21 protein-coding genes are annotated in these 25,145 nt (G+C 66.7%); 10 read left to right on the top strand and 11 right to left on the bottom strand.

The window, feature by feature from the left end; all coding sequences use genetic code 11:
* Window positions 1-39: 39 nt before the first annotated feature.
* The 3 genes from upp (at window position 40) to CA2_RS18765 (ending at window position 2,512) form a co-directional block, all read left to right on the top strand.
* Window positions 40-672, top strand: a complete 633-nt coding sequence (gene upp, locus CA2_RS12755) for a uracil phosphoribosyltransferase (RefSeq protein WP_042417802.1) — start codon at window positions 40-42, stop codon at window positions 670-672.
* 242 nt (window positions 673-914) lie between these two features.
* Window positions 915-2,012, top strand: a complete 1,098-nt coding sequence (locus CA2_RS12750) for a glycerol dehydrogenase (RefSeq protein WP_154162785.1) — start codon at window positions 915-917, stop codon at window positions 2,010-2,012.
* 365 nt (window positions 2,013-2,377) lie between these two features.
* Window positions 2,378-2,512, top strand: a complete 135-nt coding sequence (locus tag CA2_RS18765) for a hypothetical protein (protein WP_281176796.1) — start codon at window positions 2,378-2,380, stop codon at window positions 2,510-2,512.
* Between the two features lie 215 nt (window positions 2,513-2,727).
* Here the strand turns inward: CA2_RS18765 and CA2_RS12740 are convergent, their stop codons facing one another.
* Window positions 2,728-3,432: a YebC/PmpR family DNA-binding transcriptional regulator gene (locus CA2_RS12740; RefSeq protein WP_042417793.1), complete on the bottom strand. Its 705-nt coding sequence runs from the start codon at window positions 3,430-3,432 to the stop codon at window positions 2,728-2,730.
* 175 nt (window positions 3,433-3,607) lie between these two features.
* On the opposite strand from CA2_RS12740, the gene CA2_RS12735 reads away from it, so the two are divergent.
* Window positions 3,608-4,729 carry a PQQ-dependent sugar dehydrogenase gene (locus CA2_RS12735; RefSeq protein ID WP_042417790.1) on the top strand — a complete coding sequence of 374 codons (1,122 nt, stop codon included), beginning with the start codon at window positions 3,608-3,610 and terminating at the stop codon, window positions 4,727-4,729.
* A gap of 13 nt (window positions 4,730-4,742) precedes the next feature.
* Here the strand turns inward: CA2_RS12735 and phnD are convergent, their stop codons facing one another.
* The 4 genes from phnD to rpiA form a co-directional block, all read right to left on the bottom strand.
* Window positions 4,743-5,576, bottom strand: a complete 834-nt coding sequence (phnD, locus tag CA2_RS12730) for a phosphate/phosphite/phosphonate ABC transporter substrate-binding protein (RefSeq protein ID WP_081888992.1) — start codon at window positions 5,574-5,576, stop codon at window positions 4,743-4,745.
* Window positions 5,573-7,939: a putative bifunctional diguanylate cyclase/phosphodiesterase gene (locus CA2_RS12725; RefSeq protein WP_245620956.1), complete on the bottom strand. Its 2,367-nt coding sequence runs from the start codon at window positions 7,937-7,939 to the stop codon at window positions 5,573-5,575. Before CA2_RS12725 ends, phnD begins: the two co-directional genes overlap by 4 nt.
* 84 nt (window positions 7,940-8,023) lie before the next feature.
* On the bottom strand, window positions 8,024-9,253 hold the full coding sequence (locus CA2_RS12720) for a nucleoside recognition domain-containing protein (protein WP_042417783.1): 1,230 nt from the start codon (window positions 9,251-9,253) through the stop codon (window positions 8,024-8,026).
* Between the two features lie 21 nt (window positions 9,254-9,274).
* The gene (gene rpiA, locus CA2_RS12715) at window positions 9,275-9,967 is read right to left on the bottom strand and encodes a ribose-5-phosphate isomerase RpiA (protein WP_042417780.1); all 693 of its coding nucleotides are present in this window, start codon (window positions 9,965-9,967) and stop codon (window positions 9,275-9,277) included.
* A 36-nt stretch (window positions 9,968-10,003) separates the two neighbouring features.
* Here rpiA and CA2_RS12710 point away from each other — a divergent pair, with 36 nt between their 5' ends.
* A complete protein-coding gene (locus tag CA2_RS12710; RefSeq protein ID WP_042417778.1) occupies window positions 10,004-11,050 on the top strand; it encodes a quinone-dependent dihydroorotate dehydrogenase in 1,047 nt (348 codons plus the stop codon).
* A gap of 152 nt (window positions 11,051-11,202) precedes the next feature.
* On the opposite strand, the gene CA2_RS12705 is transcribed toward CA2_RS12710, so the two are convergent.
* The 4 genes from CA2_RS12705 to CA2_RS12690 all read right to left on the bottom strand — a co-directional run bounded on the left by CA2_RS12705 (window position 11,203) and on the right by CA2_RS12690 (window position 13,613).
* Complete coding sequence (locus CA2_RS12705; protein WP_231499093.1) at window positions 11,203-11,580, bottom strand: hypothetical protein; 378 nt, start codon at window positions 11,578-11,580, stop codon at window positions 11,203-11,205.
* The gene (locus tag CA2_RS12700) at window positions 11,577-11,972 is read right to left on the bottom strand and encodes a phage holin family protein (RefSeq protein ID WP_042417775.1); all 396 of its coding nucleotides are present in this window, start codon (window positions 11,970-11,972) and stop codon (window positions 11,577-11,579) included. Before CA2_RS12700 ends, CA2_RS12705 begins: the two co-directional genes overlap by 4 nt.
* Before the next feature lie 56 nt (window positions 11,973-12,028).
* A complete protein-coding gene (locus CA2_RS12695; RefSeq protein WP_042417772.1) occupies window positions 12,029-12,340 on the bottom strand; it encodes an ElaB/YgaM/YqjD family protein in 312 nt (103 codons plus the stop codon).
* Window positions 12,341-12,503: 163 nt separating this feature from the next.
* Window positions 12,504-13,613: an NAD(P)/FAD-dependent oxidoreductase gene (locus CA2_RS12690; protein ID WP_042417769.1), complete on the bottom strand. Its 1,110-nt coding sequence runs from the start codon at window positions 13,611-13,613 to the stop codon at window positions 12,504-12,506.
* A 355-nt stretch (window positions 13,614-13,968) separates the two neighbouring features.
* Here CA2_RS12690 and dsrO point away from each other — a divergent pair, with 355 nt between their 5' ends.
* The 3 genes from dsrO (at window position 13,969) to CA2_RS12675 (ending at window position 19,108) form a co-directional block, all read left to right on the top strand.
* Window positions 13,969-14,751, top strand: coding sequence for a sulfate reduction electron transfer complex DsrMKJOP subunit DsrO (dsrO, locus tag CA2_RS12685; RefSeq protein WP_042417866.1), 783 nt, complete (start codon window positions 13,969-13,971; stop codon window positions 14,749-14,751).
* Window positions 14,752-14,762: 11 nt separating this feature from the next.
* Window positions 14,763-15,797 carry an NrfD/PsrC family molybdoenzyme membrane anchor subunit gene (nrfD, locus tag CA2_RS12680; RefSeq protein ID WP_042417766.1) on the top strand — a complete coding sequence of 345 codons (1,035 nt, stop codon included), beginning with the start codon at window positions 14,763-14,765 and terminating at the stop codon, window positions 15,795-15,797.
* Window positions 15,798-15,919: 122 nt separating this feature from the next.
* Complete coding sequence (locus CA2_RS12675; RefSeq protein ID WP_042417761.1) at window positions 15,920-19,108, top strand: tetrathionate reductase subunit A; 3,189 nt, start codon at window positions 15,920-15,922, stop codon at window positions 19,106-19,108.
* A gap of 96 nt (window positions 19,109-19,204) precedes the next feature.
* Here CA2_RS12675 and CA2_RS12670 read toward each other — a convergent pair whose 3' ends face one another.
* Window positions 19,205-21,760 carry an EAL domain-containing protein gene (locus CA2_RS12670; protein ID WP_042417758.1) on the bottom strand — a complete coding sequence of 852 codons (2,556 nt, stop codon included), beginning with the start codon at window positions 21,758-21,760 and terminating at the stop codon, window positions 19,205-19,207.
* A gap of 404 nt (window positions 21,761-22,164) precedes the next feature.
* The gene (locus CA2_RS12665) at window positions 22,165-22,557 is read right to left on the bottom strand and encodes a VOC family protein (protein ID WP_042417755.1); all 393 of its coding nucleotides are present in this window, start codon (window positions 22,555-22,557) and stop codon (window positions 22,165-22,167) included.
* Between the two features lie 281 nt (window positions 22,558-22,838).
* Between CA2_RS12665 and CA2_RS12660 the strand changes: the two genes are divergently transcribed.
* Together CA2_RS12660 and CA2_RS12655 are read left to right on the top strand one after the other, a co-directional pair.
* On the top strand, window positions 22,839-23,516 hold the full coding sequence (locus CA2_RS12660) for a response regulator (protein WP_042417751.1): 678 nt from the start codon (window positions 22,839-22,841) through the stop codon (window positions 23,514-23,516).
* A complete protein-coding gene (locus tag CA2_RS12655) occupies window positions 23,513-25,054 on the top strand; it encodes an ATP-binding protein (RefSeq protein ID WP_042417748.1) in 1,542 nt (513 codons plus the stop codon). The genes CA2_RS12660 and CA2_RS12655 overlap by 4 nt, the downstream gene beginning before the upstream one ends.
* Window positions 25,055-25,145: the final 91 nt, after the last annotated feature.

The raw sequence follows: 25,145 nt of genomic DNA, 5'->3' as shown, positions 1-25,145 counted from the left end.
GCCTGCACGGCGCTTTTTCTCTTCACAGACACCCCGACCATGAGCAACGTCCACCTCATCGACCACCCCCTCGTCCAGCACAAGCTGACCCTGATGCGCCGCAAGGAAGCCAGCACCAACAGCTTCCGCCGCATGCTGGGCGAGCTGTCCACCCTGATGGCCTACGAACTGACCCGCGATTTCCCGCTGCAGGACATCGAGATCGAAACCCCGATGGAAAAGATGACCGGCAAGGTCATCGACGGCAAGAAGCTGGCCCTGGTGTCCATCCTGCGCGCCGGCAACGGTTTCCTGGATGGCATGCTGAACGTGGTGCCTGGCGCGCGCATCGGCCACATCGGCCTGTACCGCGACCCCGAGACCCTGCAGCCCGTCGAGTACTACTACAAGATGCCCGAGAACATGGGCGAGCGTGACGTGATCGTGGTCGACCCCATGCTGGCCACCGGCAACTCCGCCGCAGCCGCGGTGCAACAGCTCAAGGAAAAGAGCGCGCCCAAGTCGATCAAGTTCATGTGCCTGCTGGCCGCGCCCGAAGGCATCAAGACCATGCAGGCCGCCCATCCCGACGTAGACATCTACACGGCCGCCATCGACCGCGAGCTGGACAGCCACGGCTACATCCTCCCCGGCCTGGGCGACGCCGGTGACCGCATCTTCGGCACCAAGTAAGCCCCTGCGCGCGCAGCCCAGGGCTGTGCGCCGCAACCGATGCCAGGCTTCCCCCGGGAAGCCTTTTTTGTGCCCGCCCGCTGGCCGTGGGCGGCGCCAGCGCGGCCACGGCCCCTCCAGACGCCCGCAACTTCCGACCTGCGATTGACATGCATCAAGCGACAGGCGCGCACTGCCCAATCAACCGCCCGTCGGCAGGCATCATGGAAAACCCTAGTATTTGATGACACAAAGGTATATCCATGACCCCACGTTCCGTCTCCTCCCCCAAGAAGTTCCTGATCGGCGCCGGCCTGTTCGATCAGGTGGGCGACTACCTGGCAGAGCACGGTGACCATGTCTTCATCATTGGCGACCGCTTCTTCCTGCCGCGTATCACCGAGCGCACCGTGCCCCAGCTGCAGGCACAAGGGCTGCGTGCGCACGTGGAAACCTTTGCCGGCGAATGCACCACCGACGAGATCGAGCGCCTGACCGCCGCGCTGCAGACCGCAGGCTGCAACGTCATCCTGGCCGTGGGCGGCGGCAAGGCGCTGGATGTGGCCAAGGCCGTCTCGCACCACTGCAAGCTGCCGCAGGTGCTGGTGCCCACCATTGCCTCCACCGACGCGCCCTGCACCGCGCTGGCAGTCATCTACAAGCCCAATGGCGAGTTCGACCACTATCTGTTCATGCCGCACAACCCCGACACCGTGCTGGCCGACACCGCCATCATCGCCCAGGCTCCGGCCCGCTTCTTCGCGGCCGGCGTGGGCGACGCGCTGGCCACCTACTTCGAGGCCCGTGCCACCTGGCGCTGCAACGGCACCAACCTGATCCTCAAGCGCCCCTCGCGCACCGGCCTGGGCCTGGGCGAGATGTGCTACCAGATCCTGCGCCGCAACATCGACGCCGCCATGGACGCCGTGCGCAACCATGCCGTGACCCCCGCGCTGGAGGAAACCATCGAAGCCACCATCTACCTCAGCGGCGTGGGTGCCGAAGCCGCGGGTGTGGCCGCAGCCCATGCGGTGAACAACGGCATGGCCGTGGTCCCTGCGCTGCACGGGGCCCAGCACGGCGAGAAGGTGGCCTTTGGCCTGTTGACCCAGCTGGTGCTGGAAAACGCCCCGCTGGACGAGGTGGAGGAAGTCATCCGCATCATCAAGGCCGCGGGCCTGCCCCTGTCGCTGCGCGACTTCGGCCTGACCGAATGGGTGGAGGCCGAATGGCGCCAGGTGGCCAAGCTGGCCTGCGACAAGAACGACACCATGGGCAACATGGGGCGCCCCATCAGCGAGCAGGAGGTCTACGACGCCATGCGCGCCGCCAACAGCCTGGCCGAGCGCTACCACGACTGAGCGGGGTGGCATTCCCGCAGCCTGCGGAATGCATAGCAGCCTGCGCTGACTGGACAAGGCTTGCACGGTGCTGGCATGCTGAAACGTCCGCTGCGACGCAGACTGCGGGTCACCGCGCCCACCACCGCCAGCCCCCATAGGCTGGCTTTTTTTCGTGGGTGCCACCGGTGCGGGCAATCTCCGTAGGCACCGTCACTCCTTTCAGGATGGGCAAGCCGACGGCATGCAGTGGCGGTGCACCGATCGCCCCTTCAGCGCCCAGCGCATCCTGCAGGATGCGGGCCCCGCCGGCCCCGCAGCCCCCCACGGCGCAACCAGCGCGGAGCCAGCACGCGCAGTTGATGTCGGCGCTGGTGACCCAGGACATGGCCCACCGCAAAATCACCACGTGCCTGGTGCTGTCGCACAACATGGTCGCCAGCCACACCCCGCAGAGCTTTCCGCAGATGGACGTGCCCTCGCACGCCCCGCCATGCACCTGGCACGCCAGCACGGCCTGACCGGTCTGACCGTCTGCGCACAGGCCACCTCAAAAAGCAGAGCTAGCTGCGCGCGTCACGCGTGCATTTCAGACAGAAAATCCTTTGAAACCATTTGCTGACAAGCGCTAACCGCTCTGCTGATGAGAGTAGGCACAAAAAAAGACTGCCATCGGCAGTCTTTTTTGTCCCAGGGCCTGGGCGGCGCGGCGCCATGCCTGTGGATCAGGCGGCACTCAGTCCACCAGACCCACGAAGACGTGCTGCACGTCGTCGTCGTTGTCCAGGCCGGCCAAGAAGGCTTGCACTTCTTCCTGCTGCTCGGCCGACAGGCTGGACATGCTGACGGGGTTCTTGGCCTTGTAGCCCAGCTTGGCCGACAGCACCTTGATGCCCTGCTCCGGCAGCGCCTTGCTGACCACGTCCAAGTCGGTCGGCTCGGTAATGAACAGGGTCACCCCCTCATCGTCGGCGGGCTCGAAATCCTGCGCGCCGGCCTCGATGGCGGCCAGTTCGACGTCGGCGCCGTTCTCGGCTTCGCCTTCGATCATGCCCACATGGTCAAAATCCCAGGCGACGGCCGTCAGCTGGCCCTTGCGGAAGCACACGCGCAGATTGGGGGCCGTGCGGTTGGGGTTGTCGGTCAGGCATTCGACCATCACCGGCACGCGGTGCGGGCCGTAGCCTTCGAAAATCACGCTGGAATAGTTCACGGCATCGGCGCCCGCGCCCGAACCCTTCTTGATGGCGCGGTCCAGGGTTTCCTTGGACATGGAGGCCTTGCGCGCCGCTTCGATCGCCATGCGCAGGCGGGCATTGCTGCCGGGGTCACCGCCGCCCAGACGGGCCGCCACCGTGATTTCCTTGACCAACTTGCCAAACAGCTTGCCCTTGGCATCTGCGACCAGGGCCTTGCCCTTGGCTTTCCATTGCGCTCCCATACGGCGCCTTTCCTGAAAAAGAACAAAAAAATGCCGCGCTCCAGGGCCGGCATAGAATGAATCAGCGTGTTTTATACACCTGCCACAGTGGCCTCAGCGCCAGCGATGCCAACTTTTTTCGTGCCTTCCGCCTTCGAGCTTGCGTTGCCGCAACCCCATTCCGAGGAGACACCCGATGCCCACCTTCCCCCGCCGCGCTGCACGGCGCACCACCATCGCCCTGGCCCTGGGCGCCCTGCTGGGCCACGCCCAGGCCCTGGAGATCACCCCCGAGGTCGTGGCCCAGGGCCTGCAGAACCCCTGGGCTGTGGCCTTTTTGCCGGACGGCCAGTTCCTGGTGACCGAGCGCCCTGGCCGCCTGCGCGTGGTCAGCGCCCAGGGCCAACTGGGCGAGCCCGTGCAAGGCCTGCCGGCGATTGCCGCCGGCGGCCAGGGCGGCCTGCTGGACGTGGTGCTGGACAGCGGCTTTGTCCAGAACCGCACGCTGTACTTCTGCTACAGCGAAGCTGCACCCAACGGCACCAACAGCACGGCCCTGGCCAAGGCCCGGCTGTCGAGCGACCAGCGCGCGCTGCAGGACGTGCAGGTGCTCTTCAGCCAGCAGCCCAAGGTGGCCAGCCAGCTGCACTTTGGCTGCCGCATCGTGGAGCGGCGCGACGGCACGCTGCTGCTGACGCTGGGCGAACGGTCGCACTACAAGGAAGAGGCGCAGAACCTGCAGAACCACCTGGGCAAGATCGTGCGCCTGCACAAGGACGGCAGCGTGCCCCAGGACAACCCCTTCGTCGGTCGCAGCGGCGCGCGGCCCGAAATTTGGAGCTATGGCCACCGCAGCCCGCAAGGGGCGGCGCTGGCCCCCGACGGCACGTTCTGGATGAATGAGCACGGCCCGCAAGGCGGTGACGAGATCAATCGCCCCGAGCCCGGCAAGAACTACGGCTGGCCCGTCATCACCTATGGCGAAAACTATGGCGGCGGCAAGATCGGCGCCGGCATCACCCACCAGGCGGGCATGGAGCAGCCCGCCCACCAGTGGACGCCGTCGATCGCTGTCTCGGGCATGGCCTTCATCACCTCGGACCGCTATCCGGGCTGGCAGGGGCAGATGGTGGTGGGCGCCCTCAAGGCGCAGCGCCTGGAACGCATCACCCTGGCGGGGAACCAGGTGGTCCGGGTCGAACCGCTGCTGCCCCAGCTGGGCCAGCGCGTGCGCGATGTGCGCCAGGGCCCGGACGGCTGGCTGTACGTGCTGACCGACCGCAGCAACGGCCAGTTGCTGCGCCTGCGCAGCCGCTGAAGGGCCGCGCGCCTCAGGGCGCGCCGACCAGCAGGGACTGGATGCCGGCGTAATCCTGCGCCGTGACCGGCACCACCTGGCGGTAGTTCTTGATGCGCAGCCACGGCTGCAGCTGCGCCTGTTTGGCCAAAAATGCCTGGCGCACGGCCTGCTGCAGCGCCGGGCACAGGGTGCCGTCCAGCAGAAACGGACTGCCCACCAGGGCGGGCGAGCGCCACAGCACGCGCCAGGCGGGGTCGGCCTCATCGAGCTGGCTGCTGGCCACGAACGCGGCCTGCGCCTTGCCCTCACGCACGGCGGCCAGGGCCTTGTCGTGCGAGCCCATGAACACCACGCGGGCGAAAAAATGGCCCAGCTTGTAACCCGTCAGTTGGGGCACAGCCAGCTCCGGCACGATGGCCCCGGAGGTGCTGGACGGATCGGTCAGCGCCAGGGCGCGCCCACGCAGACCCTGGATGTCACGGATGCCCGCATCGGCGCGCACCACCAGCAGCGAGTGGTAGCGCCCCACCTCGTGGCTGTTGGACAGGGTGGCAAACGGCACGAACCGCGTGGAGCGCTTGGCCAGCAAGGCATAGCCGGCCGGCCCCAGCTCGGCCACCTGGGCCTGGCCGGTGAGCAGGCTTTCGATCACCGCCGCGTACGAGGCCACCGGCAGCATCTGCACCGGCTTGCCCGTGCTCTCGTGCAGGGCCTGCAGCAGCGGGGCCTGGGCCTGTTCCTGCACGCTCTGCGCGTTCTTGGGGATCAGGGCCACATGCAGCACCTCGGGATTCAGGCAGGCCGCCTGGGCCAGCCCCGCCCCCCACACCAGCCAGCCCATGGCCATCCAGCGACGTCGCATCATGCGGGCTCCAGAATGCCTTGCTTGAGCAGCGCCTCGGTCTGCGCCAGCGGCACAGGGCGACTCAGGAAGTAGCCCTGCGCCACATCGCAGCCGGCCGTCTTGAGGTAGACCAACTGGTCCATCAGCTCCACGCCTTCGGCCACCACCTGCATCTTCAGGTTGTGCGCCAGCGTGATGATGGAGGTCACCAGCACCCCCGCCTCCTTGCTGCTGCGCAGCTCGTTGACGAAGGATTTGTCCAGCTTGATGGTGTTGATGGGCAGTGCCCGGATCTGGCTCAGGCTGGAAAAGCCGGTGCCGAAATCGTCCAGCCCGATGGACACCCCCATCTGCTGCAGCTGGTGCAGCACCCGCGCGGCCAGGCCTACGGGCTCGACCAGGCAGCTTTCGGTGATCTCCACCTGGATATCGCTGGCCCGCACGCCGTAGTGCTTGAGGTAGGTGGCCATGCGGCTGGGGAAGGCGCTGTCCTTGAGCTGCAGCGGCGACACATTGAAGGCGACCGGCACCGTCTCCACCCCCTGCATGCGCCAGGCCGCAATCTGGCGGCAGCAGGCCTGCATCACCCAGTCGCCCAGGGCCTCGATGTGGCCATGCTCTTCCGCCAGCGCGATGAAATCCCCGGGGTAGATCAGGCCGTACTGGGGGTGCTGCCAGCGCACCAGGGCTTCCAGACCCACGATGCGGCAGTCCTCCAGCCGCACCTTGGGCTGAAAGTGCAGCACCAGTTGCTCCTGCGTGATCGCCGACGGCAGCTGGCGCGCCAGCTGGTAGTAGCGGTCGCTGTCCAGCTTGGGAATGCCGTCGTAGTAGGTGTAGCGGTTGCGCCCGGCCTTTTTCGAGGCATACATGGCCGCATCGGCATGGCGGCACAGCACCTCGACATCGTGGCCGTCGCGCGGGAAAAAGGCGATGCCGATGCTGGGCGAGGTGTGCAGCGTCTCCGGCGCCAGGCCCTCATAGGGGGCCCCCAGCCCGGACAGCAGCTTCTGGGCCAGGGTCTCGACATCGCTGGGGGCTTCCATGGCCGTGATCAGCACGGCGAACTCATCGCCGCCCATGCGCGCAATGATGTCCGAGCTGCGCAGCATGGTGCGCAGGCGCTGGGCCACGGCCTGCAGCAGGGCATCGCCCACATGGTGGCCCAGGGTGTCGTTGATGTGCTTGAAGCGGTCCAGGTCCAAATACAGCAAGGCGTAGTGCTTGCGGCTGCGCCGCGCCAGGGCCAAGTGGCTGGACACCAGCTCGTGGAACATGCGCCGGTTGTGCAGGCCGGTCAGGTGGTCGCTGGCGGCCAGCTCCAGCGCCCGCTGCTTCTCGCTCTCCAACTGGGCGATCAGTTGCTGCTTGTCCTGGTCGGCCTTCTCCAGCGCATTGAACAGGTGCTGGCGCCGCTGCATGGTGCGCCACAGCAGCAGCGAGCCCACCAGGGCCAGCGCCGTGATTGCGCCCAGCACCGCCCAGGTGCGCTGGGCATTTTGCGCATGGGCCGCGCGGATTTCGTTCCAGTCGCGGCTCACCACCACCGTCAGCGGCATGTAGCGGGCGCGGTGGAAGTTGGCCAGCCGCGTGCTGCCCTGCGGCCCCGGAAGTTCCATCTCACCCGGCCCTTCGGGCACCTTGCTGAAGGTGGTCATGCGCTGCGCCGGGTGCTGGGCCAGCAGACCACCGCCCGCCATGGCGGCAATTACGCTGCCATCGGGAGACAGCAGGTGCAAGCTGCCGCTGCCGCCCAGGTCCACGTCCTGGTACAGCCCGAGGAAATAGCCCATGTCCATGTACAGCAGCAAATATCCCAGGGAGACGCCTTGGGCATCGGCCATGCACAGCAGCAGGGGCACCTGCCAGGCCTGGTCCTGAGACTGCTCCTGCTGGTGCAGCACAAAGGCGCCCCGCCCGGCCGCGCAGGAGCCCTGCTGGTACGGCAGCAGGCTGTGCAGCAACGCGGCCTGCTGGGGATCACCGGCCAGCAGTTGCAGCTGCTTGTCCAGCACCGCCATGCGCAGGAAGACGCGGTCGCGCTCCAGCATGTGCGCCAGCTGGGCCTGCCAGGGGCCGCCATCGTGGTGCATGCCCTGCAGAGCGACCACGCTCATCAGCTGGGCCTTTTCCAGCACCTGGCTCAAATTCTCGGAAACAATCGCCGCCAGCCCCGACTGCTGCAGTCGGGCGGCCTGCTCAGCCTGGGCCAGCTGGGCCCGCAGGTGCTTGCCCGTCAGCCACCAGGAGACCGCCAGCACCAGCACCACGATCGCCACCAGGGCCAGGTGCACCGGCTGCCAGCTGTTGGCCCAGCCGATGCACCGGCGCTTGAGCGCGGAAAAACTCGCAGTCGGGCTGGGCGGCAAGGCAGACAAAGGCATGGGATTGAATCTTCTCCACGCCGGATTGTGCGAACGCTGCGTGACAGCTTGATGACTGTCACATTCGCCCCCCCAATCAGGCCGCTAGGCGAAGAACCAGTAGCACACCAGGATGGCGGCCACCACACCGGCCAGCTCGGCCAGCAGGGCGCAAGGCACGGCATGGCGCGCCTTCTGGATGCCGACCGCGCCAAAGTACACGGCCAGCACATAGAACGTGGTTTCGGTGCTGCCCTGGATGGTGGCGGCAACCAGGGCCGCAAAGCTGTCGACCCCCTGGGTTTGCATGGTTTCGATCAGCATGGCGCGCGCCGCGCTGCCGGAGAACGGTTTGACCAGTGCCGTGGGCAAGGCGTCGACAAAGCGGCCATCCAGGCCCAGCACCTGCACACCCCAGCGGATGCCGTCCAGCGCATAGTCCAGCGCACCCGAGGCGCGGAACACCCCGACCGCACACAGCATGGCCACCAGGTACGGCAACAGGCCCTTGGCCACGTCGAACCCTTCCTTGGCCCCGGCGATGAAGCTGTCGTACACCGGCACTTGCTTCCAGGCCCCCAGGCTGACGAACAGCACCACTAGGGCAAACAGCGTCAGGTTGCCCAGCAGGGCCGACAGGGAAGCCAGGGCCGCGGCGCTCAGCGTCATCAGCAGCGCCATGAACCCGGCCAGCCCCAAGGCCACAGGCAGCAGGTAGGCCAGGACCACCGGGCGCCACAGTGGCAGACGCTGGACCAGCGCCACCGACAGCAGGCCCACCAGGGTCGAGGCCGAGGTGGCCAGCAGGATGGGCAGGAACACCAGCGTCGGGTCCGGTGCGCCCTGCTGCATGCGGTACATGAAGATGGTCACCGGCAACAGCGTCAGCGAGGACGCGTTGAGCACCAGAAACAGGATCTGTGCATTGGTGGCGGTGTCGGGCCGGGGGTTCAGCTCCTGCAGCGCGCGCATGGCCTTCAGGCCCATGGGCGTGGCCGCGTTGTCCAGCCCCAGGCCGTTGGCGGCAAAGTTCAGCGTGATCAGGCCCAGCGCCGGGTGGCCGCGCGGCACCTCGGGCATCAGCTTGGCAAACAGCGGGCCTAGCACCCGGGCCAGCCATTGCACCACCCCGGCCTCCTCGGCGATGCGCAAAAAGCCCAGCCACAGCGTCAGCGTGCCGAACAGCAGCACCATGACCTCGACCGACAGCTTGGCCATGGCAAACAGCGCCTGGACCATGGCCGCAAAGACTTGTGGCTGCCCGCCCACCAGCCACTGGGCCAGTGCCGCGATGGCAGCCACCAGAAAAAAGCCCAACCAGAGCATGTTGAGCATAGGCGTGGATCCGCTCAGGAATTAATAGGTGATGGTGCGCACACCTTCGGCGTAGCCCAGCAAGCATACCTGGGCTTTCTGGTGGGCGAAGACTCCCACGGTGACCACGCCGGGCCACTGGTTGACTTCGCTCTCGAACGCCAGCGGTGCGCTGATCTGCAGGCCACGCACGTCCAGGATGTGCTGGCCGTTGTCGGTCACCAGGGGCTGGCCGTCCTTCAGCCGCAGGGTCGCCGTGGCGCCCATGGCTTCAAACTTGCGGGCGATCTGGCCAGCAGCCATGGGGATCACTTCCACAGGCAAGGGAAAGTTGCCCAAGGCAGGCACCAGCTTGGATTCGTCGGCAATGCAGACGAACTGCTGGGCCAGCGCAGCCACGATCTTTTCACGCGTCAGCGCCGCGCCGCCACCCTTGACCATGTAGCCCTGGCCGTCGATCTCGTCGGCGCCATCGATGTAGACCGACAGGCTGGTGACGGTATTCGCATCGAACACAGGGATGCCCAGCGCCTGCAGGCGCTCGGTGCTGGCCACTGAGCTGGACACGGCGCCCTTGATCTGGTCCTTCATGCTGGCCAGGGCGTCGATGAACTTGTTGACGGTCGAACCGGTCCCCACCCCCACGATCTCGCCGGGCACCACGTAGCGCAGCGCCGCTTGGCCGACCAAAGTTTTCAATTCATCCTGGGAAAGGGGGGCAATAGATGTCGTCATGGGGGAAAATCCGGTTAATCCACCGAATTATTCCCTATGTCGCTTATCCCTTACGCCCTCGTTCGCCCCTTCTTGTTTGGTATGGACCCCGAAGCGGCCCACGACTTCACCATGAACACCCTGGCCAAGGGCCAGGGCACGCCGCTGCAGCTGGCGTGGTCGGCACCGATGGTGCACGACCCCATCACGCTGGCCGGCCTGCCGTTCCCCAACCGCGTCGGCATGGCCGCCGGGCTGGACAAGAATGCGCGCTGCATCGACGCGCTGGCCGCCATGGGCTTTGGGTTTGTCGAAGTGGGCACCGTCACGCCCAAGGGCCAGCCCGGCAACCCCAAGCCGCGCATGTTCCGCCTGCCGGCGGCCCAGGGCCTGATCAACCGCCTGGGCTTCAACAACGACGGTCTGGAGGCCTTCATCGCCAACGTCAAGAAGTCCACCGTGCGCGCCCAGGGCAAGCCCCTGCTGCTGGGCCTGAACATCGGCAAGAATGCCGCCACGCCGATCGAGGACGCGACCAACGACTACCTGATCTGCCTGGAAGGCGTCTACCCGCATGCCGACTATGTGACGGTCAACATCAGCTCGCCCAACACCAAGAACCTGCGCGCCCTGCAAAGCGACGAGGCGCTGGACGCCCTGCTGGGCGCGATTGCCGCCAAGCGCGAAACCTTGGCCGCCGCCCAGGGCCGTCGCGTGCCCATCTTCGTGAAGATCGCGCCCGACCTGGATGAAGCCCAGGTCCAGGTGATAGCCGCCACGCTGCAGCGCCACGGCATGGACGGCGTGATTGCCACCAACACCACCCTCAGCCGCGAGGCCGTCCAGGGCCTGCCCCACGCCGAGGAGGCCGGCGGCCTCAGCGGCGCCCCGGCGTTCGAGGCCAGCAACCAGGTGATCCGTCAGCTGCGCGCTGCGCTGGGCGCCGGCTATCCCATCATTGGCGTGGGCGGCATCATGAGCGGCGAAGACGCCGCCGCCAAGATCCGCGCCGGCGCCGACGTGGTGCAAATCTACAGCGGCCTGATCTACGCCGGCCCCGGCCTGGTCAGCGACGCGGCCAAGGCCATCCGCGCCTTGCGCTAAAAAGTGAGCAGGTTGCGTGCGTTATTCAACAACTTCACGTTGTTTTTATACGCAAGTGCTTTGATAACGCGCGCCAACAGCTCCTAAAAACAAAGCCCGGTCCTGCCGGGCTTTGTCGTTCCAGGGGCGCCAGTCGCGCACCCTCGGTGGCGTCAGCGCCGCAGCTTGTTGATCCACGGCAGGGCCAGGGCCCCGTAGCGCCACAGCTTGCGCGGCCCCAAGAGCAGCGCCAGACCGGCCACGCCGGCCGTCGCCACGGGGTGCAGCCGGGCAAACACCATCAGGCGTTCGGCCAGCGGCGCATCGACCGGCACGCTGGTGCGGGCCGCGCGCTGCGCCAGCGCCTGTTCGCGGGCCTGCCGAGCCGCCGCCCAGCGGTCGCGCTGCAGGGCAATGCGTTTTAGCACTTCACGCTGCTGGGGCGTGGCCGTGGCCCAGCGCGCTTCGCGTTGCAGGGCCTCCAGGGCCGTCAAGGGCGCGGAGGCCTCGGACGTTGCCGAGGCCGCGCCGGTCATGGCAGAGGTATTCACAGCTTCTCCTTGATCACGGCCCAGTCGCGTGCCAGTTCGGCCCGGGTGAGCGCAAACGGCTGGCTGGACTTGCGCAGGAACGACAGCAGCAACGCCAGCGCCCCCGCCCAGGCCAGCAACCACACCCCGGCAATCACCCAGGCGACGACAGAGCGTTCGGGCGAATCCCAGAACTGGATCAGCACCGCCAGCGACAGCAGCACCAGGGCCACGATGGTCAGACCGCCCAGCACCACGCCCAGCACAAAGATGGCTTGCAGGCGTTGCTTCTGGGCGCTCCACTCCAGGCGCGCCAGCGCAATACGGTCTTCCGCCGCCATGGCGCCCTCATTCAGATTGGCCCGCAAGCGGGCTGACAGACTCTCCAATCCAATCGCAGACATCCAATTCACGGCAGACTTCCTTTACACAGACCAGGGTTTGACAGGCAGGGTGTCGGGCGCACCGCTCAGCGGCGTGCCAGCAAGAAGCCGATCAAAGCACCCACGGCCAGCGCCGCACCGGCCACGCGCCAGGGTTCGTCGTGCGCATAGCGGTCTGCGGCATAGGCCGCTTCCTTGGCCTGGCGTGCCGCTTCCTGGGCGGCATGCACTGCGGATTCGCGCGCGTGGTAGACGCCGTCGTCCAGCTTCTGGCGCAGCACGTTGATTTGGGGGATGGAGTCCAGGTCCTTGCTGGCCAGCAGGCCGCGCACATCGGTGACCAGCTTTTCCAGATCAGCCTGGGCAGAAGAAACAGTGTCGGAAACAGAAAACGCCATGGTGCACGCCTTTCTTATGGTGGTGGGACAAAGGAAAACGAAGCGGCACGGTGCAGGCCCGCAGGCTGCTGCCGCTCCATGGAAAGCATCTTAGCGAATGCAACGCCCCCCACCAAGCAACGCGGCGCTTGCCGCAGCGCTGGGCCATGCGGGGGCGGCGGCATCAGGGCTGCGACGGCAGGTGTGGCAGCACCGCCTCGGCCACTGCCAGGCAGCTGGTCAGCCCCGGGGATTCGATGCCGAACAGGTTGACCAATCCCGGCACGCCGTGCGTGGCCGGACCCTGGATGCAGAAGTCGGCCGCGGCCTCGTGCGGGCCGGAAATCTTGGGGCGGATGCCCGCATAGCCGGGCGCCAGGCTGCCATCCTGCAGCGCGGGCCAGTACTTGCGCACCTCGGCATAGAAGCCGTCGCCACGCTGCGGGTCCACCTGCAGGTGGCTGGGGCCGTCCACCCATTGCACGTCCGGGCCGAACTTGGCCTGCCCACCCAGGTCCAGCGTCAGGTGAACGCCCAGACCGGCGGCCTCGGGCACGGGATAGATCAGGTGGCTGAACGGCGCGCGCCCGCTGAGTGTGAAATAGCTGCCCTTGGCGTAATAGGCGGTGGGCACATGGGCGGCGTCCAGCCCATGGATGCGGGCCGCCACGCCCGGCGCCCACAGGCCCGCGGCGTTCACCACTTCCTGCGCCAGCAGCTCGGTGCCGTCCTCGGTGCGCAGCAGGATGCCGCCGTCTTGCACCTGGGCCGACGCCAGCGGGGACAGCAGCGCCACGGCGCCGCCCGCATGTTCCAAATCGCCCTGCAGCGCCAGCATCAGGCCATGGCTGTCGACGATGCCGGTGCTGGGCGACAGCAGCGCGGCGTGGCAGGCCAGCGCAGGCTCCAGCGCCTGGGCCTGCTCACGGGTCAGCATCTGCAGATCGTCCACGCCGTTGGCGGCGGCCTTCTGGCGGATCCCCTCCAGCTGCGCCACCTGCTCAGCGCTGGTCGCCACGATCAGCTTGCCACAGCGGCGGAACTCCACCCCGCGCTCGGCGCAGTAGGTGTACAGCAGTTCCTTGCCCCGCACGCACAGCCGGGCCTTGAGCGAGCCGGCCGGGTAATAGATGCCGGCATGGATCACCTCACTGTTGCGCGAGCTGGTGCCCGTGCCAATGGCGTCGGCCGCCTCCAGCACCACGACTTCACGCCCTGTCTGCGCCAGGGCGCGGGCCACGGCCAGCCCCACCACCCCCGCGCCAATGACCACGGTTTGCACCTGATCGACCATGTTCTGTCTCTCCCTTTATTGGTATGGATGCACACGGCCCACCCGCCTGATTCAGGCCGCCGGTGGCGCCGCTGCCGCTTGGCGCCCTTGCGGTGCCAGGGCCCATTCTCCCACCACTGCGGGGCCATTTCGGCCAGCTTCAGGTCGTCGCGGCATGGCACCCGAAACGTGTCGCACAGCCCGGCCAGACAGGATGTCGCCGCTTTTAATACTTTCTTAATTCTTACATTCAAAAATAGGAAGTTTTTTGTAAAATTTCAATGAAATCAATAACTTACATTGATTGATACAAGTCAAACCAGCACCCTGGCAAGGCGTCCAACAATGCCATCACCCAACGATGGATGTGAAAACGATGGCAGATCCCAACCCCTCCCCCCTGACGCAGAACCAGGGCACCAGCAAACGCACTTTTCTGCAAGAACTGGTGGCCCTGGCCACCACCTTCGGTCTGGCCGGAACCGCCCAGGCGGCCCTGCCGGGTGACCCTGGTTTCCAGCCCGCACGCCGCCCCGGCATGCCGGGCAAGCGCTTTGGCATGCTGGTGGACATGCGCAAGTGCATCGGCTGCCAGGCCTGCACGGTGAGCTGCTCGGTCGAGAACCAGCCGCCGATTGGCCAGTTCCGCACCACCGTGCTGCAGTACGAGGTGGAACAACCCGGCGGCAGCGCCCCCGCCATGGTCAGCCTGCCCCGGCTGTGCAACCACTGTGACGAGCCGCCCTGCGTGCCCGTGTGCCCCGTGCAGGCCACCTTCCAGCGCACCGACGGCATCGTGCTGGTGGACAACGAGCGCTGCGTGGGCTGCGGTTACTGCGTGCAGGCCTGCCCCTACGACGCGCGCTTCATCAACCACGAGACGCAGACCGCCGACAAGTGCACCTTCTGCGAGCACCGGCTGGAGGTCGGGCTGCTGCCCGCCTGCGTGGAAAGCTGCGTGGGCGGGGCCCGCGTGATCGGCGACCTGAACGACCCGCACAGCGCCATCAACCAGCGCATGGCCGAGCACCAGGACGAGCTCAAGGTGCTCAAGCCCGAGATGAACACCGCGCCGCGCGTGTTCTACATCGGTCTGCCCGAGGCCTTTGTCCACGGCATCGACGGCCAGGCCAGCGTGCGCCTGGTCGCTGAACATTGAAGGAGCCCACGATGCAGATCATTGAACTCCTGACCCCCGCATACGAAGTCGCCTGGCTCCCCTGGGCCGTGCAGTATTTCTTTCTGGTGGGGGTGGCCACGGGCGCAGCCCTGCTGGCCTGCGCCTGTGTGTTTGGTGCGCCCGGCAGCCCCAGCCAGCGCGTGCTGCCCGCCCTGCTGCTGACCCTGGCGGTCAGCGTGGTCGCCGCCCCCGTGTCGCTGCTTGCCGACCTGCACCAGCCGGCCCGCTTCTGGCACTTCTACGCGCACTTCACGCCCTGGTCGTGGATGTCCGTGGGGGCGCTGCTGCTGCCGGTGTTCGTCACCCTCAGCGTGGCCCTGCTGGCCAGCTGGTGGCTGGGCCGCCCGGGCTGGATGCGCGCCATCGCGCCGCTGCTGGTGCTGTCGGCAATGAGCATCACGGTCTACACCGGCGCGGAAATGATGGTGATCCGCTCGAGGCCGCTGTGGAATACGCTGTGGGTGCCCGTCAACCTGGCCCTGACCGGCTGGCTGGCCACCGTCGGCTGCACCCTGGTACTGGAACGCTTTCTGCCCACCCCACTGCGCGCCGGCCACGCCGGCCTGCAACTGCTGCGCAGCCTGGCACTGGCCCTGGCAGCACTGCTGGTGCTGGTGGCGCTGGCCTGGGCCCTCAGCGGCCTGCTGGGCCACAACGCCTCGTTCAACGCGGCCCTGCGCCTGTGGCAGGACTTCCCGGTCTGGCGCCTGACCCTGCTGGGCTCGGCCGTGTTCGGGGCCCTGGTGCTGGGGGCGCTGCTGCGCGGCCAGCATCGCCTGCATGCCCGGGGCTACACGCTGGTGCTGGGCCTGGGGCTGGCGGCCAGTGCCTGGGCGTTCCGCTGGGCGCTGTTCATGGGCGTGCAGGGCGTGCCCAAGTTCGGCGCGGGCCTGTACCTGTACCACATGCCCCTGGGCGGCGACGGCCTGCTGGGCATGGTGGGCGTGGCGGGGCTGTGCGTGGCCCTGGTGGCCCTGACCACCTGGGCGCTGGAGCTGTTCCCGGCCCGCCGCACTGCCGCCTGAGGGCGCCTCGCCCATTTTCATCCAATTGGCATTTCACCCAGTATTGACGGGCGCCAGCAGCTATCAAAACAGATAGCCCTACTCGCTGGCGCCTGCCTTCTCTGCAGCTGCAAGGGCAGACCATGACCGACAAACAACATCCTCCCGCACACCACGAAGAAACCGATGCCGCCCGCCGCCGCCTGCTGCTGCGTGGCGGGGCCGTGGCCGGTGGCCTGGCCGCCTTTGCCGCCGGCTATGGCGAAACACTGGCCCGCGGCGCCAAGGGCCTGGTGGCCGGCACCTCCGGCACCAGCACGGCCAGCGCCACGCGCGGCAACTCGCTGACCCCGGAATTCCGCATCGACCCCGCCACCGGCCAGCTGAGCACCCAGCCCGGCCAGGTGGTCAGCCCCTCGTCCTGCCTGGGCTGCTGGACCCAGTGCGGTGTGCGCCTGCGCGTGGACAGCGCCAGCAACCAGATCCTGCGCATTGCCGGCAACCCCTACCACCCGCTGGCCACCACCAACCCCGCGCCCATGGAAACCCCGGTGCGCGAGGTCTATGCCATGCTGGGCGGCGACAACGGCCTGGAAGGGCGCGCCACCAGTTGCGCCCGCGGCTCGGCCATGCTGGCGCACCAGACCGCGCCGCACCGCGTGCTGACCCCGCTCAAGCGCGTGGGCCCGCGCGGCGCCGGCCAGTGGCAGAGCATTTCGCTGGAACAGCTGGTGAAGGAAATCAGCGAAGGCGGCGACCTGTTCGGCGAAGGCCATGTGGAGGGTCTGGCGGCCATCCGCGACACGCGCACGCTGATCGACCCCGAGAACCCCGAATACGGCCCCAAGGCCAACCAGCTGCTGGTGACCGACGCCTCCAACGAAGGCCGCACCCCGCTGATCAACCGCTTTGCACGCCAGGCCTTTGGCACGGTGAACGTGGCCAACCACGGCGCGTACTGTGGCCAAAGCTACAGGGTGGGCACGGCGGCGGCGCTGGGCGACATCCCCGGCATGCCCCACGGCAAGCCGGACTGGAAGCACTCGCGCTTCGGCCTGTTCATCGGCACGGCGCCGGCCCAGGCGGGCAACCCCTTCCAGCGCCAGGGCCGCGAGCTGGCCGAGGCCCGCTCGCGCAAGGAGCAGACCTACCGCTACGTGGTGGTCTCGCCCGTGCTGCCCACCTCCTCCAGCCTGGCCGCCGGTGACAACAACCGCTGGCTGCCCATCAAGCCGGCCACCGACCTGGCCCTGGCCATGGCGCTGATCCGCTGGATCATCGACCACGAGCGCTACGACGCCCAGTTCCTCACGCAACCCGGCCCGGCGGCCATGGCCGCCGCAGGCGAGGCCAGTTGGAGCAACGCCACCCACCTGCTGATCAACGACCCCAAGCACCCACGCTATGGCCAGTTCCTGCGCGGGGCTGACCTGGGACTGCCCCTGCCCGAGCCGGTGGACGAAAAGACCCCGGTCGAAGACGTCTACGTGGTGCAGGTGGCCGATGGCAATGGCGGCTTCAAGCTGGTGCCCCACACCGTGGCCCAGCCGGCGGAGCTGGTGGTGGAGCGCGCATTCACCCCGCTGCAGGCAGCCGACGCAACCGAAGCCCCCGCGCCCATCGCCGTGTGCACCGCCTTCGTCAAGCTGCGCGAGGAAGCGCGCCGCAAGACGCTGCAGGAATATTCTGAGCTGTGCGGCGTACCGGTGCAGGACATCGAAGAGCTGGCGCGCGAGTTCACCAGCCACGGCAAGCAGGCCGTGGCCAACTCCCACGGTGGCACCATGAGCGGGGCGGGCTTTTACACCGCCTACGCCATCGCCATGCTGAACAACCTGATCGGCAACCTCAACGTCAAGGGCGGCTGGGTGATGGATGCCGGGCCTTTCGGCCCCTTCGGCCCCGGCCCGCGCTACAACTTCGCGCAGTTCCCGGGCGCGGTCAAGCCCACCGGCGTGACCTTGTCGCGCACCCGCTTCCCGTACGAGAAGACCAGCGAGTTCCAGCGCAAGAAGGCCGCGGGCGAGAACCCCTACCCCGCCAAGGCCCCGTGGTACCCGGCCCCAGGTGGCCTGTCCAGCGAGATGCTGGCCGCCGGCCTGCTGGGCTATCCCTACCCGGTCAAGGCCTGGATCAACCACATGAGTAATCCCATGTACGCGATCGCCGGCTTCGAGAACACGCTGGCCGAGGCCATCAAAGACCCGAAGAAGCTGCCGCTGTTCGTGTCCATCGACCCCTTCATCAACGAGACCTCGGCCCTGGCCGACTACATCGTCCCCGACACCGTCACCTACGAAAGCTGGGGCATCGGCGCGCCCTGGGCCGATGTGATTGCCAAGAGCAGCACCGTGCGCTGGCCCACCGTAGAGGCAGCCACCGCCAAGGCGGCCGACGGCCGCCCCGTCAGCTTCGAGAGCTTCGTGTTTGCCCTGGCCCGGCAACTGCAACTGCCCGGTTTTGGCAAACACGCCATGTCCACCAAGGACGGCCAGCCGCTGGACCTGGACAACGCGGAAGACTTCTACCTGCGCGGCATGTGCAACATCGCCTACCAGGCGGGCCGGCCCGTGCCCGAAGCCAGCGACGATGACATCGCCCTGACCGGGCTGGGCCGCTGGATGCCCGCGCTGGAACAGCGCCTCCAGCCCGAGGAGGTGCGCCGCGTGGCCATGGTGATGAGCCGGGGTGGCCGCTTCGACAAGGTGGACGATGCCTGGAAGGGCGACCAGCTCAAGCAGGCCGCCAAGTTCCCCGTGCAGCTGTGGCACGAGGGACTGGCCAAGATGCGCCACTCCATGACCGGCGAGCGCTATGTGGGCTGCCCCACCTGGTACCCCACCCGCTTCGCCGACGGCAGCAGCATGCGCGAACGCTTCCCCACGCAGGACTGGCCGCTGAGCATGAGCAGCTACAAGTCCAACCTGATGAGCAGCATGTCGATCGCCGTGCCGCGCCTGCGCCAGGTGCACCCGCACAACCCCATCAGCCTGCACAAGGCCGACGCGGCCAAGCTGGGGATTGCCAATGGCGACAGGATCGAGGTGCGCACGCCCGGTGCACGGCTGGAGGGCGTGGCCCTGGTGCGCGAGGGCATTGCCCAGGGCGCGATTGCGATCGAGTACGGCTATGGCCACAAGCAGCTGGGGGCCGTGGCCCACACCGTGGATGGCCAGCCCACCCACGCCAACCCGCAGCACGCCAACGGCGTGAACCTGAACCACCTGGGCTTTGCCGACCCCACGCGCCCGGCCAAGGACAATGTGTGGATCGACTGGGTCTCCGGCGCCGTGGTGCGCCAGGGGCTGCCGGTGCGGGTGCGCAAGCTCTGACAGGGCTCGGCGGCAGGCCGTGCCACACAGTCCGCCCACCGGCCATGCCGGTGGGCTTTTTTTACGGTGGCCCGCCCTGGGGGCCAGCCGCGGCGCTCACTCCTGCACGGCGGAGTTCAGGCTGCGGTAATGCGCCTCCAGCATTGCCTGGAATTCGTGGGCGGGAATCGGCCGGGAATACAGATAGCCCTGGGCGTAATCGCAGCCCATCTCTTTGAGCAGATCGCGCTGCTGCTCCGTCTCCACCCCTTCGGCGATCACCTTCAGCCCGACCTTGTGGGCCATCATGATGATGGCCTCGCACAAGGCTTGGGTCTCGTTGCCCGGAGCCAGGTTGCTGGTGAAGGACTTGTCGATCTTCAGGTAATCGATGTCGAACTTGGTCAGGTAGGACAGCGAGGAATACCCCGTGCCGAAATCATCGATGGCCACCTGGATGCCGGCATCGCGGAAGGCCAGCAGTTTCTCCTCGATGAACGGCTCCTGCCGCAACAGCAGGCCCTCGGTGATTTCCGCGACGATGTGCTTGCCGGGCAGCTCCAGGGTCTCCAGCAGCCTGACCCAGTCCAGGTGCTCGGGGCTGCGATCGCGGAACTGCACCGGCGACTTGTTGATGCTGATAGCCAGGTCGTCACCAACGATGGACAGCCATTTCTTGGCGTTCTGCGCTGCCCGCAAGAAGATCCAGCCGCCGATCTCCACAATCGCCCCGATGTCCTCGGCGATCGGGATGAACACCGCGGGACTGATGAAACCGTGGGTGGGGTGCCGCCAGCGCAACAGCGCCTCGGCCTTGTGGATTCGGCCCGTGGCCAGCACCACGATCGGCTGGTAGTAATCCTTGAACTGATTGAGCGCCATCGCCTGGCGCAGATCGCGCACCAGCTGCATGCGCTGCAGCGCAGACTCCTGCATCGACGCGGTGAAAAAGCGAAAGCAGTGGCGCCCCTCGTTCTTGGCCGCGTACATGGCCTGGTCTGAGTGGCGCAGCATCTCGATGGCATCGCCGGCATCGTCGGGATAAATGCTGATCCCCAGGCTGGCGGTGCTGTAGACCTGCTCGTCGCCCAGGGTGTAAGGGCTGGCCAGTTGGTCGAGGACCTTCTGCGCCAGCTCGGTCAGGTGGGTCACATCGGCCAGATCGGCGATCAGGATGCAGAACTCATCGCCACCCAGGCGGGCCACCGTGTCCGACTCGCGCACGCTGCGCCGGATGCGGGCACCGGCCTGGATGATCAGTTGGTCGCCCACCGGGTGGCCCAGGGTGTCGTTGACTTCCTTGAAATGGTCCAGGTCGATGAAGATCAGCGCCACCTTGTTCTGGCTGCGCTCGGCGCGCTTGAGCACATCCGTCAAGCGGTCGTTGAGCAAGAGCCGGTTGGGCAGTTGGGTCAGGCTGTCGTAGTTGGCCTGCTGCCAGATGGCATCGTTGGCGATCTTGCTTTCGGTGATGTCGATGTGCGTGCCATTCATCACCAGGGGCAGGCCCTCGGGGGTTCTGGAGATCAGCCGGCCACGGTCGGACACCCACACCCAGTGCCCGTCCTTGTGTCGCATGCGCATCTCACTCTCGTAATACTGGGTCTTGCGCGCAAAGTGCAGCTCCAGCCGTTCCATCGTCGGCGCCAGGTCGTCCGGGTGGGTGAGCCGGGTCCAGGTGTCCACCGTCCAGGGCCGGATTTCCTCCAGGGTATAGCCCAGCATCTGCGCCCAACGCTCGTTGAAGACACACGCACCGGTCTGCACATTCCACTCCCAGGTGCCGGCCCGTGTGGCATCCAGGATTTCCTGCAAGCGGCTGCGCTCCAGCCCCAACTGGCTGGCCTGGGCCTGGATTTCCGTGGTCTTCTTCTTCACCGCCACCCGCAGCAACCAGATCCACAGCGCCAGAACGCCCCCCAGCGCCGCAATCGCCAGCAAGCCGTATTGCACCAACTGTGAATACGACAGCCGGTGGACCGGGCGCCCCTTCCACTTTTTTTCCAGGGCCTCGCGCGCCTCCAGCGGAATGGCTGCCATGCCACGCTCCACCAACTCCAGGGTGGCCAGGTCGTTCTTTCGGACAGCACGTCGAAAATCATCAAAATAAAAAGAAAATGCCTTGCGAATGTGTTTATCGGCATCCATCAGGTACAGGTAATAATCCGCCGGATATTCATCCATGCAAAATATTTTTATTTTTTTCGCCAGCGTATCGCTGATCATCTGGCGATACCCATCGTAGGTCTGCAAACCGCCAACCCCAGCCGCATTCAGCTTGGCGATGCACGCATCCCCTTTTTGCACGCCGACCACAAAACCGGACAGCTCGCGCGGTGACGAAATGCCGACGATGCCATCCAGGGTGTAGATATTGGCATTCACCCGTTCATAAGGCTGGGAAAAGCTGTAGGCGTCTTCGCGCTCCGGCGTGCGGAAGATCATTTCGATCACATCCGCCTGGCCATTCAATAGCAGCTGTTGGGCATCGCCCCAGGATGTGGCCACCAGGTTCACGCGCACGCCGGTTTGCTGCTCCCACAGCGCCCAAAGGTCTGCGATATAGCCCACCGTGTTGCCGCTGGCATCCTTGAACAGGTAGGGTGGGTAATTGTCATCCCCCACCACCGTGATGGTGCGCGCCTGCAGATTGCCAAGCAGGCACAGGGCCATGAAAAGACCCCTGCAAATGGAAAACCAGCATTTACTTTTTTTCATTTATAGACCGATGCAATATCTTTCCACAAGCCATTGATTGGATGGTGCGACTCGGCAGTCCGAGGCTCGCGCCATGACATCTAAAAATAAAATGAATTCGGTTTTTCCGACCTCTCTGCATCCCTGTATTGGCCGCAGCGCGGCTGAGTCCAGCAGCCCGCACCGCAAGCTGCGTGCCCGGTCCGGGGCAGGCCCTTCCCCTGGGACTGCAGCGACATGGGGTGGGTGCCACTTGGCCGCACCGTTTCAATTTGGCACGCCAGGCTTTGTCTGGCAAGGCCGCCACGGCGCAAGGGATGGCCTGGATCAGGGCCATGCCCTTGACTTTCCCACGTCCCCCGCCGTGCCCCCGGCACGCGCTAGCCGCCGATCGGCGTGCACAGCTCGATCAGCGTGCCGTCGGGGCTGCGCACATAGGCCACGACCTGACCCCAGGGTTTGCGCGTCGGCGCGGACAGCTGCACGGCCCCGGCCTGCAAAGCCCGGGTGTAAGCCTGCTCCACATCCTCGGTGACCAGCCCGATCTCCATGCCCAGGGGCTGGACAGACTCCGAAGCCGCCACATGCCCGCCAGGGAAATTGCCCTCGCCCAAGGCATGCGCGGCAAAGGCCAGGGTGGTGGCCCCGGTGTCCAGCTCGCCGTAGGTGCCGGATTCGTGCAAGAACTTCACGGCAAAACCGAATGCGTCGGTAAAAAACTGCAGGGAGGCGGCCACCTCCGGTACATAGACGATGGTGTATCCCAGTTTCATGGTGCGGTGCTTTCTTGTTGACGTATACGAGTGATACCCCCGAGGGTAACCCGGTGGCCGGTGCCTGCCCAGGCGGGCCGCCCGATGGCCACCGAAGTGCCCGACCGCCCGGGCCGGCACCACGCTTGATGCGCATCAATTTATAGCCAAATCAGGCCCTGGCGCACATCCAGCAAGCGCAAACAGCTATCAAACCTGATGAACGGTGACCCGCACGGCGCCACTGCGTTAATGGCTCCCGCCTACACTCGCCCACTACCTGCGCCAGACCGAATTTGCCCATGCACATCCTGATCGTCGAAGACAACCCCCTGGTGGCCAGCGGCCTCAAGAGCGGCCTGGAACTGCATGGTTTCACCTGCGACGTGGCCGCCACGCAAGCACAGGCTGGCAGCCACTTGGCCGCCAGCCACTTCGATGCCTGCGTGCTGGACCTGGGCCTGCCCGACGGGAACGGCCTGGACCTGCTGCGCGCCTGGCGCGGCCGTGGCCAGGACCTGCCCGTGCTGATCCTGACGGCACGCAGCAGCCTGGAAGACAAGGTGGCCGGCTTCCAGACCGGCACCGACGACTACCTGACCAAGCCCTTCGACCTGCAGGAGCTGGCCCTGCGCCTACAGGCCCTGCTGCGCCGCGCGGCGGGCCGGGCCAGCGATGCGCTGACGCTGGGCGATTGCCAAGTCAACACCGCCACCTGCGAAGCCTGGCGCGACGGCCAGGCCATCGAGCTGTCGCGCCGTGAATGGGCCTTGCTGACCGCCCTGCTGCAGGCCCGGGGCCGGATCCTCAGCCCCGCGCAACTGCACGACAGCCTGTATGGCTTCGACCTGGACGTGGGCAGCAACACCGTCAACGTACACGTGCACCACCTGCGCAAAAAACTGGGCAACGACACCATCGAGACGGTGCGCGGCCTGGGTTTTCGACTGGGCGCGCGTTACTGCGCGCACGCGGCATGAGCACGCACCGCCATCCTGACCCGGGCCAGCCCGTGCCTGCACTGCAGACCGCGCCCAAGAGCCTACGCCTGCGGCTGGTCGTCGCACTGAGCCTGACCCTGTGCATGCTGTGGGGCAGCGTGGCGGCCTGGATGTTCCCCACCATGCAGCGCGAGCTGCGCCTGGTGCTGGACAACCGGCTGATTGCCTCGGCCAAGATGGTCGCTGGGCTGGCACACCAGTTCCAGCAGCAGGACACGCCGCTGGGCGCCCACCACACAGCCCTGCAATCCGTCATCGGCCGCGACGGCGTGGCCTGCGAAGTCAGCCTGGTGCGCAGCGAGGTCGACATCGTGCCGCTGGCGCGCACCGACAACAGTCCCGGTTTCAGCCCTGCCCCCAGCGGTTTTGGCCAGATCGAAAAAGGCGGCAAGCTGTGGCGCACCTATGTGCTCGAGGACCGCGGCATCCGCATCGCCACCGCCGACCGGCTGGATGTGCGCGATCAGCTGGTGACCGCATTCGCTCGCACCCTGGTGCTGCCCTTTGTGCTGTCGCTGGTGGGCGTGGTGGTGCTGAGCTGGTGGATCACAGGTTGGTGCCTGCAGCCCCTGCGACAGCTGGGACAGGTGCTGGCCCAACGCCCACCGCAGGACCCCAGCCCCGTTCAGATCGGGCTGGACACGGTGGAGCTGGCACCGCTGACCCGCAATCTGAACCAGTTGCTGGCGCGCATGGATGCGGCCCTGGAACACGAACGCCGCTGGACCGCCGATGCGGCCCATGAACTGCGCACGCCGCTCACCGCCATCAAGACCCACACGCAAATCGCCCAATTGGTGCTGGAACGCCAGGCTGCGACCGAGTGCACGCAGGCCCGGCAGGCCCTGGCGCAGGCGCACGCGGGCATCGAGCACATGCACGCCACGCTGGAACAATTGCTGCAGCTGGCCCAACTGGAAAACACCTGCAACGCCACCGCGCCCGCCAGTTGCGCCAGCGGCCCGCACATCGTGGCCGCCCTGCGCCAGGCGACCAACCAATCCCTGGAACGCGCGCGCAGACTGGCTGCCCAGGGGCAGCAGCCCATGCCCCAGTTGCACACCGCGGTGGACGCCATGCTGGAAAGCGCCGAAGCCTGGCAGTTGCACCTGCCCCCGGCTTTGCTGACCTGCGCCATCACCAACCTGCTGGACAATGCGCTGCGCCACCACCGTGGCCCCCTGCCCGTGACCGTGCGCATGCAGTTGCACAGCGCCAGCACACCGGGCGCGCCAGGCTCACTGGTGGTGAGCGTCGAGGACCACGGCGCCGGTCTGAGCACCGAGGAACGCAGCCAGGCCCTGCAGCGCTTTTGGCGCAAGGCAGCCAACTCCGCCGGCAGCGGACTGGGCCTGACCATCGTGCAGCGCATTGCCCACAGCGCCGGAGGGCGCTTGCAGTTGCAAGCACATGCCGACGGCAGCCCCGGCCTGTGCGCCCAGCTGCATCTGCCGGCACAGCACCCCACTTCAGCCCCCTGCACGCCTGCCGTGGCGACAACCCTCTCCCATGCATGAAAAAACCTGCGTGGACTTGCTCCTGCAGGCGCGCAAGCCAACAGGCAACAAAAAACCCTCTTGAACCGGAGATTCAAGAGGGTTGTCAGAT

Source organism: Comamonas aquatica NBRC 14918 (assembly GCF_000739875.1).
Classification (GTDB): Bacteria; Pseudomonadota; Gammaproteobacteria; order Burkholderiales; family Burkholderiaceae_C; genus Comamonas; species Comamonas aquatica.
This window is presented reverse-complemented; position numbering and strand designations above follow the sequence as displayed.